This is a genomic window from Arthrobacter sp. 10T413_2 (assembly GCF_056394205.1).
The window spans coordinates 1-9,391 of sequence record NZ_JBFTHK010000234.1 but is presented as its reverse complement, the minus strand read 5'-3'; the positions used below and the strand labels follow the sequence as shown (position 1 = coordinate 9,391).

The 9,391-nt window shown below is 63.0% G+C and carries 10 protein-coding genes; all 10 read right to left on the bottom strand.

The features are described from left to right. Nucleotides 1–4: 4 nt before the first annotated feature. Nucleotides 5–889 (bottom strand): type II secretion system F family protein, encoded by an 885-nt coding sequence (locus tag AC1DBQ_RS21330; protein ID WP_476930414.1) that lies wholly within the window; start codon nt 887–889, stop codon nt 5–7. 6 nt (nt 890–895) lie between these two features. Next, on the bottom strand, nt 896–1,831 hold the full coding sequence (locus AC1DBQ_RS21325) for a type II secretion system F family protein (RefSeq protein WP_476930413.1): 936 nt from the start codon (nt 1,829–1,831) through the stop codon (nt 896–898). Between the two features lie 7 nt (nt 1,832–1,838). Then, on the bottom strand, nt 1,839–3,251 hold the full coding sequence (locus AC1DBQ_RS21320; RefSeq protein ID WP_476930412.1) for a CpaF family protein: 1,413 nt from the start codon (nt 3,249–3,251) through the stop codon (nt 1,839–1,841). A 57-nt stretch (nt 3,252–3,308) separates the two neighbouring features. Next, nucleotides 3,309–4,499, bottom strand: a complete 1,191-nt coding sequence (locus AC1DBQ_RS21315; RefSeq protein ID WP_476930411.1) for a CpaE/TadZ family protein — start codon at nt 4,497–4,499, stop codon at nt 3,309–3,311. Then, nucleotides 4,496–5,224, bottom strand: a complete 729-nt coding sequence (cpaB, locus tag AC1DBQ_RS21310; protein ID WP_476930410.1) for a Flp pilus assembly protein CpaB — start codon at nt 5,222–5,224, stop codon at nt 4,496–4,498. The genes AC1DBQ_RS21315 and cpaB overlap by 4 nt, the downstream gene beginning before the upstream one ends. A 31-nt stretch (nt 5,225–5,255) precedes the next feature. Continuing rightward, nucleotides 5,256–5,483, bottom strand: coding sequence for a Flp family type IVb pilin (locus AC1DBQ_RS21305; protein WP_476930409.1), 228 nt, complete (start codon nt 5,481–5,483; stop codon nt 5,256–5,258). Between the two features lie 262 nt (nt 5,484–5,745). After that, nucleotides 5,746–7,140: a pilus assembly protein TadG-related protein gene (locus AC1DBQ_RS21300; RefSeq protein ID WP_476930408.1), complete on the bottom strand. Its 1,395-nt coding sequence runs from the start codon at nt 7,138–7,140 to the stop codon at nt 5,746–5,748. 53 nt (nt 7,141–7,193) lie between these two features. Then, on the bottom strand, nt 7,194–7,730 hold the full coding sequence (locus AC1DBQ_RS21295; RefSeq protein WP_476930407.1) for a TadE family protein: 537 nt from the start codon (nt 7,728–7,730) through the stop codon (nt 7,194–7,196). 53 nt (nt 7,731–7,783) lie between these two features. After that, nucleotides 7,784–8,668 (bottom strand): type II secretion system F family protein, encoded by an 885-nt coding sequence (locus AC1DBQ_RS21290; protein ID WP_476930406.1) that lies wholly within the window; start codon nt 8,666–8,668, stop codon nt 7,784–7,786. Between the two features lie 11 nt (nt 8,669–8,679). After that, nucleotides 8,680–9,391: type II secretion system F family protein (locus AC1DBQ_RS21285; RefSeq protein WP_476930405.1), on the bottom strand; the 712-nt coding region annotated here is incomplete at its 5' end.

Sequence of the window (9,391 nt, the reverse complement as noted above, 5' to 3'; positions counted from 1 at the left end):
GTCGTCAACCACCTGAGAAAGTGGCGACGGCGTTGATGACGGCCGGCCCCAGGATGGCAATAAAAAGCACAGGGAAGATGAAGAAGAGCAACGGGAACAGAATGGTGACGGGCAGTTTCATTGCCTTCTCCTCGGCCCGCTGGCGGCGCTTGACGCGCATGACTTTGGCCTKGATGCGGAGCACCCGGCTAACGGCAATGCCATAGGTGTCAGCMTGGACTACGGCCTGGACGAAACTGCGTAGTTCCGGGATATTGGTCCGTTCCGAGAGCGCTTGGTATGACTCGCGGCGGCTCCTGCCCACTTGCATGTCCTGCAGTGTACGGACCAGTTCCTCCGCGAGGGGGCCCTTGCCGTTCTGGCCGGCGCGGGCCATGGCACCTTCGAAGCCCAGCCCGGCCTCAACTGAAATCAGCATCTGGTCCAAKGTATTGGCCAGTTCCAGTTGCATGATCTTCTGGCGTTCTTGTCCCTTGCTGTACAACAACAGGTCCGGGATGAAGTATCCCAGCAGGACTATCAGGATCCCCACTAGCTTGAGGACAGGCACCTGAGAGCTGGTGCTGATGTACAGCCCCAGCAGAGCGCCCAGCAGGCCAAGCAACGGCTTTGCCGCGAGGATCCGTCCGAGCGGAAGCGAGGCGGGACGCCCGGCAAGGGACAGCAGCTTGTTCAGTTTGCGAACATAGCTCAGAGGTGTCACCAGATGGCCGATCCGCTCGAGCACGCTGCTCTGCGTGCGCTCGGTCAGCTCAGCGGCGTCGGTGCCAAGGGTGAGCATGTCCCTGATGGCGCGTTGGGAGGCCCGGTCGACAGACAGCAGCGACCAAGCGAGGTAGCCCAGAGGCAACGAKACCAGCAGCACGGCGAGGGGCAGCCGGGGATCCACAGCGCCTCAGAACTTCAGATCGATGATCTTGCKCATCCACAGACCACCGATCGTCATCAGAATGACGGATGCCGCCATCATTGCCCAGCCGAGCGGATGGGTGAACATAACATTAATGTAGGAGGGGTTGACCATCATGAGCATCGCCACGATGCCGATCGGCATTGCCATGAGGATGTAGGCGGAAAACTTTCCCTCGGCGGCGAGGGACCTGACGTGCCCTTTGATCTCGCTGCGCTCGCGGATGGTCTCGTTGACCTGGTCCAGCACCTCGGCGAGGTTTCCGCCCACTTCCCTGTTGATCTGGATGGCTTGCGCGACCCAGGCGAAGTCCTCGTTCCGCATGCGTTCGGCTGTGTCATCGAGCGAGGCCAGCAGATCGCGTCCTAGGCTAGTTTCGGTGACGACCCGGCGCATCTCCTCCGACGTGGGGCTCTGCGATTCCGTGGCCGCCGCGCTGATGGCACGGAGGATGCTGTGGCCGGCTCGCAGGMCGCCGGCGAGCAGTTGCAAGGTGTCCCCGAGTTGCTCGTCAAACCGTCCCCGGCGCCTGTTCGTCAGGACCCCGATCATCAGGTGCCCCACGAGCGGTGCCAGCAGCGCCAGGAACAGGGCCAGCAGCGGGCCTGCGGCGAAGAACCCGGCGAGTGCCAGGACCGAAGCTCCAGCCAGTAACAGCACGAAGAAGTCCGGCTGGCTCAGGCGGAGGCCGGCATTTTCCAGGGCCTCCCGGTTGAAGAGCCGGACCTTCCGCTGCGAGAAGAAGCCGTCGAGCAGATGCACGGCCGAACCGGTGAACCGGGTCAGCTGGGAATCGGGCTGGTTCTGGTCAGGCCTCCGCCGGTCAACTGGAACACTGGCCCCAGAGGTTGAGAGGATCGCATATCCGAGCAGCAGAATCGCAGTGAACAGCAGTCCGACGCCGATTGGAAGCAGTGTCATGTCCCGCTCACATCCTTCGTTCGGCGCTCAGCGGTGCAGCGAACACGCCGGGGGAGACATGGATGCCCATGTCTTCGAAGCGGTCGATGAATCGCGGGCGGATTCCAGTAGGGACAGGCTTGCCCAGAAAGCGGCCTTGGGCGTCGACTCCGGCGGAGTAGTCGAAGACAAAGGCGTCTTGGAGCGTGACGATGTCCCCCTCCATGCCCTGTACTTCCGTGACGTGAGTGATCCGACGCGTACCGTCACGAAGACGGGAGATCTGGATGATCAGGTTTACCGCGGAGGCGATCTGCTCACGGATGGCGCGCAACGGCAKGYCCATCCCTGCCATCAGCACCAGAGTCTCCAGCCGCGCGACGGCGTCACGMGGCGAGTTTGAGTGGACCGTGGAGAGCGAGCCGTCGTGGCCGGTGTTCATGGCCTGGAGCATGTCCAGTGATTCGCCGCCGCGGACCTCGCCCACCACGATCCGGTCCGGGCGCATGCGCAGGGAGTTCCGCAGCAGCTCGCGTATGGTGACCTCGCCCTTGCCCTCGGTGTTCGGCGGCCGGCTTTCCAGTCGGACCACGTGCCGCTGCTGGATCTGAAGTTCGACGGCGTCMTCAATCGTTACGATCCGCTCGTCATGCGGCAGGAAGGACGAGAGCACATTKAGCAGTGTCGTCTTGCCTGTGCCGGTGCCGCCCGAGACGATGATGTTGAGCTTTGCCCGCACGCAGGCGTTGAGTAGTTCGGCMATGTCCGGGGTCAACGTGCCGAAATCGATCAGATTCCGGACAGTCAGTGGCACCTTGCTGAACTTTCGGATGGTCAGTGAGGAGCCGCCCACAGCAAGCGGGGGGATGACCGCGTTGACACGGGACCCGTCCTCAAGCCGCGCATCGACCAGCGGCGAGGACTCGTCGATCCGGCGGCCCACTTTCGAGACAATGCGTTCAATGACTTTCCGGAGGTGGTCCTCGGAGCTGAAGCGCGATTCGGTCAGGGTCAGTTTGCCGTGTCGTTCGACGTAGATCTGGTCCATACAGTTGACCATGATCTCCGTGACGGCGGGATCGTCAAGGAGCCGTTGCAAGGGTCCGTAGCCCAGCACGTCGTCGGCTACGTCCTGGACCAGACGGGCGCGTTCCTCGCCGGATAGTKGAACCTGCTCGCCGTCGATGATCCGGATGAGTTCCTCCCGCGCGGCGGAGCGGAGATCGTCCTCCTTGATGGCGGAATCGCTGAAGCGGGTGCCCATCTGTTYGAACAGGGCCGTCGCGGCCCGTTGCTTGAGCGCGGCAAAGGCATCGACCGGTTGCGGTCCTCTGGCGCGGTGCGTGTCCGCGGTGCCGCCGAACCCGGAAGGGGCATGTGCTTGAAGTTCGACGGCGGCAGCAGGCGGTGCCGCCAGGCCGCCGTCGCTGGACGGGGACACAGACGGTCCAGAGACGGGAGTACCCTCGGCGGTTCGGAGCCGTTCGGAGATCCTCACTCAGACCACCACCCGGCGGTGGAGTTTCTTCTGGGCTGTGGCTCGCCAGACCGGATCGAAGMGCGCCACGAGTTGCCGCAGGGCCTTGATCGCCGGATCTTTCCGCCCGTCCTGAAGCACCGGGATGCCGCGGTTGGTGGAGAATGCGACGGCCTTGGACCGCGGGATGCTGATGTCCACGGGCGCGCCGATGGTCGCTTCGACGTCGCGGACGCTAAGCCCGGATCTGGAGTCCGCCATGTTCAGAACCAAGTGTCGGCTCTCGGGCAGCAGATCCAAGCGCCTGAGGATGTCGATCCCGGACCGAAGCCCGCGGATGCTGGGGACGTCCATGGCTGTCACCCAGACGGCGTCGGTACATTGTTCGAGAGCGGCCAGTCCGATTTCCGGCAGCCCCGKAGGGGTGTCGATAATAACGTACTGGAACTGTTGGGCCAGCTGGTCGAGTAAGCGGGTGACCTGCTGTGGAGTGATATCGTCTGCTTCCTCCGGGGTCCTTGGGGCGCAGAGGGYGTAGATGCTGGCCGGGTGCACCGTCAGGAAGGCCTTKAGCACGAGGGAATCCTGGCTCRCMGAGTAGGACACCGCATCGGTCACCGTGTGCTCGGGCTTGAGATACAGCCCGGAGGCCACGTCACCGAACTGCAGGTCCAGGTCCACGACCACCACACTCATAGGTGCCACCCGTCCCAAGCCGATCGCGATGTTTGTGGCGATGGTGGTCTTACCAACGCCGCCCTTCGGCGAGAACACGCCGATTACGAGGCCGTTTGCGCTGTCCGGCTGCTTCGTGGACGCGGTGCGGTTGCGGCTGGCGAAGGACTGGCAGGCCCGCTCCAGCATCACCCGGATCTGCGCAGGGTCGGCCCCGGGGCTGAGTATGTCCCGGATTCCGGCCMGCATGGCAAGCATGACGAACGCCGGATCAGCGTCGCCGACGAGGACGACGCTGAGCTCCGGAAGTTGGACATCGAACACCGTGGCGAGGCGCAGGGCGTCCTCCGCGGGTACGTCCGGGCCCAGGATCAGGACCTCGGGGCGTTCCTGGTCCAGGTTCGCAAACAGCTCGGCGGGATTTGACGGATTGACGAAGGCGAACGACTGAAGCCCGCCGGGGAGACCGCCGGCCAGGGCCTGCMGGACCCGCGCGTCAAAGTCCGTGTTCGGCGTGATCAGGACGAAACGGCTCACTTGTATACCTCCGGTTTTGTCATGATTCCGGGCCGGCCACTGTCCTTTGCATTGAGCGGCTCCTTGCTCAGCCAGAGGCTGGCGAACTCGGACGCATAGACGATCTTCGTGGCGTCGACGTCGTTGACGGCCACKGTCAGCATGACCATGCCCGTGGGCAGCGAGGTGTCCTCGGCCGGTGTTMCGCTGCCGGAAGGCGCGGCCTTGGGGTCCGGGGCGGCGGCAGGGGCGCGCTGTACCGCCGTTACCAGGACTTTGTGGATGGTCAGTTGGGTGGTTTCCTTCTCCGGCTTCGCCTCAATGCCGCCGCCATGCAGGTTGATGAAGATGCCGACGTGGTCGCCCGGTTCCAGCCTGCCGCCCACGACGCGCTGTGGCTCCAGTTGGAAGGACACCTCTTGAAGTCCCTCAGGAACTTGTACTGAGCCGATGGATTCGAGATCTCCGGGGGCAACCAGACGCTCCGCGACAAGCTGCTCGCCGGGGAGAAGATCGACGGCCGTTACTTTTCCCGTMAGCCCGTCCAGGTTGTGCAGTGCGGACTTGGCGGCTGCGGTGCCTGGGRTCTTTTCAGTGGTCACGAATGGTTTCAGGGCTTCCACGGAGGTTCCGGCCGGCACGGCCTTGGCGACCATCAGGACGTCCACCGGGTCGAGGTCCTGCACTGCCCGGGTGTCCGCGCCCTGCGCGTAGGTGGCGGCATCGAGCCGCCACCACACCGTCATCGACCGAAGCGCCGTGCCTGGACGCCGATGCTTAAGGGGCGCAGGCGCCTCCGCCTGCAGCGGCGCCTGCCGTGTAGGTGCCGCCGCTGACGGAGCACTGGACCTGGGTGAAGGTGTCCGTCAAGGTGCCGCCCAAGAGGGTTACGGCGACGATGATCACGACGGCTATGAGGGAAACCATGATGCCGTATTCGACGGCGGTGGCGCCGCGCTGATCTCGGCGAAGACGGGCTGCGAAACTGGAGAGAATCGAACGCATTGGAGACTCCTGAGCGAGTTGGGCGGCTGGTCCTGCACCAGCGCTGAGGGAAACGTAGCAAGCGCCGACACGCCGGTGATTCGCCCTTGACGCATCCTGTGCCAAGACTTCCCAAACTGCACGTTTTCTGTACATTCCCTGCGCCATTCTTGCGKCCATCGTGCGCCGGGCACATGGAAGGACCCCCTTGGGTCTGGTCCAAGGGGGTCCGGTACAGGAGTGTCCTATGGCTGGCGGCGCCCTGAGTGCGCTGGCCTAAGGGTCAGCCGGGGATTCGGATTAGGTGAGAGTTCGAGCTGATTGCATTGATCGCCGAGACAAAGATTGGGCCGAGGTCCGCTCCGTTTGAGGCGCAGAAGAAGTAATCTCCGTCGGAGTTCTCCGCAGCCGCTAGCGCCGGCGTCGAACAATCGTTGCTKGCGGTGCTTGGGATTCCCGGGGACTTCTCGGATGCAGCGGCAGCGAGAACGTCGCGCACAAACGCTCCGCTGCCGCAGCGCGCGGAAGTCGCTGCGTTGTACGCCACAGTGACGATCAGGATTCCTCTCGCCTTTGCGTCAGCCGCGACTGCCTTCAGGTTGTTGCAGGCGGTCACGCCATCAGAATTCTTGATATCGCCGGAAACGCCCACGGAGGTGGATCCGCCTGTGCCTGTCTCGTTCGGTTGGCCATCCGTCTCCAGGACAATGGCCTTGCGGGGCGTCCCCGCACGCGCCGGCAGACTCCCCAGGTTGTTTGGGTCCAGACCGAGGACGTAGCGCGCCGCGGCCTTCATCGGCGAAGCGAGGTACGTGCCGCTGCCCGAGGTTGCCAGACACTGCACACCCTTGACAAGGGTGCTGCTGTTGTTAATCGCCGGCGGTGCGCCCGAAGTGGTGTAATCGTTGGAGAACGGGACTGGAATCCAAGGGCCATTCGTAACCGAGCCTGAGGCGGTGGTGATACAGCCGGATGTGGGGTCGCTGCGACCAATGGTGCCTAGAGCAACGTACTGTTGGGCCTTCGTCATGGTCTTGAGTGTGGTCTGAATTGCCGTTTTCATGCTGGAGAGGTCCGCGGAGCTCATACTGCCGGTCCGGTCTGCGACCAGGGYGACGTCCATGGGGTTCGGGGACTGGGCCCCGCAGGATCCTTTGCAGGCGTTTGCCGCGATCGAGCCGGTATTTCCAGTGCCGACGCCGATTACCGGGCCGAAGGCGTAGGGGACATCCTTGTCGTCGGTCACGGTGACAGTGTTGCAGGTATGACCGCTGCCCGCGACGCACGGGATCGCGCAAATAGTCTCGTTGCACTTGGCCCCGGCTGTGGTTCCCGGGTTGCAGACGCTGGGGACCTGGCCGCTGGCGACGGTCTTGGACGCGCYGGACGAAGCAACCACGCACCAGAAGGTKACAGCCGGGTCCGCCTGCGGGTCGTTGGACTTGGCGAAGGCGACGGCAGCGTTTCGGGCGGCAGTGGGGTCGTTTGGGAGAGATTGGGAGCCTGCCAGGGCGGCGGCGTCGAGGGCATTACTGAGGTTCTGGTGCTCGTAGACTAGTTTGCCGACATCGAGAGCCATAGCCAGCACCCCAAAGAGGACAGGAAGCAGCAAGGCAAAGAGGACCGCGGTTGCCCCCCKCTCCCCGCACTTCCGGACCCGGGGATCCACGTTGCTCATTCTCTTCTCATTTCGCTCGACGTGTTGTTCGGGTTCGTGTTGCGGTCCTGGCGTTACTGAGTGCATGACCCACCGCTCCAATTCTGTGAGCCCGAGGTAACGGCCACGGGTCCTTCCATCTTCATGACGGCCTTGGCATCGAAGACCCCTGCCAGAGCCCAGGCGTAGAAACCCGACAATGACGACTGCGGGTAGCGCAGGCAGACGACCATGACGCCGGGAGCGCCCCCGGACGTGTCCACGGCGAACTTCACCTGGAGCTTAGTGTTGTTCAGTTCGCCACCTCTGGCGTTGTTGGCGGACGCGATGACATCGCCGCCGGTCACACCCTGTCGCGCGCTCTCACGCGCAGCGCCCTGGAGGTTGATGCCTTGGCCCAAGGCCATTCCAAAGTCGATCACCCCCAGGAGCATGGACAGCAACAAGGGAACAATGAGGGCAAATTCAACTGCAGCCGCACCCCGCTGCCGACCATTCCGATTCCGGCGGCTGAATGCCGCGAGCCTAGACTGCAGGGCCGGCGGCGTAGTTCGTTCAACCGTTCGGCGCTCGCTGTGCAGATGTGGCGGGAATATCGTTAACAAACGCATGACCCCTCGCTGTTCCGGTTGTGACCTTTGATGAGTTGGTGGAGAATTCTGGCCTAGAAAGCACCAGTGAAGTTCTTCATGACGCTTATGACGGCGGGACCGATRATGACGATGAAGAGCACCGGAAGGATGCAGAACATGAGGGGGAACAACACCTTGACGGGCAGCTTCATGGCTTTTTCTTCCGMGCGCTGGCGTCGCTTTATGCGCATCTGCTTGGMCTGGKTGCGAAGGACAGCGGCGAGGGCAATTCCGTATTGGTCTGCCTGCACCACGGAGCGGACGAAACTCCGCAGGTCCGGTGAGCCAGCCCGTTGGGCCATGGCCAGATAGGCATCTTTACGGCTTCGCCCGACCTGCATGTCTTGGAGCGTGCGGACGAGCTCCTCCGCCAGCGGCCCCTTGCCGTTCTGGCCCGCACGTGCCATAGCGGCTTCGAATCCCAATCCGGCCTCCACCGAGATCAGCATCTGGTCCAGGGTGTTGGGCAATTCCATCTCAATGGCCTTTTGGCGCTCTGCGCCGCGGCCGTGGATAAGAATGTCCGGAATGAAATATGCAACCAACGGCAGCAAGAACAAATACAGAACCATGATGCCGGACGGAGACCTTGCCGCGAACATTATGCTGACGAATGCTGCCAGGAGTGCCAGGGCCGGCTTCGCAATCAAAAGGCGCTCAAGGGGCATGCCCKCGGGGCGGCCCGCCTTCGCAAGGAGCTTGTCCAGCCACCCCGCGTATCCCTTGGGCGTCACTCGGACGMCCAGACCCGCCAAGCTCTTCGTACCGGCAGAGGCTGCGCCTGCCTCCACGACACCACGCCCCAGATTGCTCCTGACCGCAGCCAGGCCCTGACGGTCAACTGAAATGAAGGACCAGACCATTGCRGATACTGGAACGATGATGAGCCCGATAATTAACCACGCCGTTGCACTCATGGCGATCCTTCCTAGAACTTGATCTTTAMGACGCGGCTAAGCCACYAGGAGCCAAGGGCCAGCAACACTGCGGAGAGGCCAAGCATTACCMAGCCAAGAAAATTCGCGTACAGGGCGCCCATGTAATCCGGACTCGCTGCGCTCAAATAGAGGAACATTCCAACGGGAAGGGCAACCAGGATGTACGCGGACAGCTTGCCTTCGGCGCTTAGAGACCGAACCTGCCCCTTGATTTCGGAGCGCTCTCGGATGGTTTCCCCCACGTGATCGAGAACTTCCGCCAAGTCACCGCCTACCTCGCGGTGGATTTCAATGGCTTGGCCCGTCCAGTCGAAATCCTCGCTTTGGAGTCGCCTGGCGGCATCAAGCATCGAGTCCTTCAGATCGCGGCCCAACCGGGTTTCGTTGACCAGCCTGGCAAATTCCTCGGACGTTGGGGATTCGGCTTCCTTTGACACGGCGTCAACTGAACGCAAGAGACTATGGCCGGCCCGCAGCCCCCCGGCCAGCATCTGAAGCGTATCTCCAAGCTGATCCTCAAATTTGGCACGCCGCCGGTTGGCCATGATGCGCAGGAAAAGCATTGCGACCAACGGCGTGAGCACCAGAAATAGCAGCCCCATGAGGAAGCCTCCAGCGACGAACCCAACAAGKCTCGCCGTGACGCCAACGCAGCATACGAGCAGGATGAAATCAGCCTGCCGAAGCCGCAGTCCGGCCTGC

What these genes read in the sequence shown, in the direction of transcription:
- AC1DBQ_RS21305 (WP_476930409.1), bottom strand. Translation starts at nt 5,483, where the DNA reads ATGCGTTCGATTCTCTCCAGTTTCGCAGCCCGTCTTCGCCGAGATCAG.
- AC1DBQ_RS21295 (WP_476930407.1), bottom strand. Translation starts at nt 7,730, where the DNA reads ATGCGTTTGTTAACGATATTCCCGCCACATCTGCACAGCGAGCGCCGA.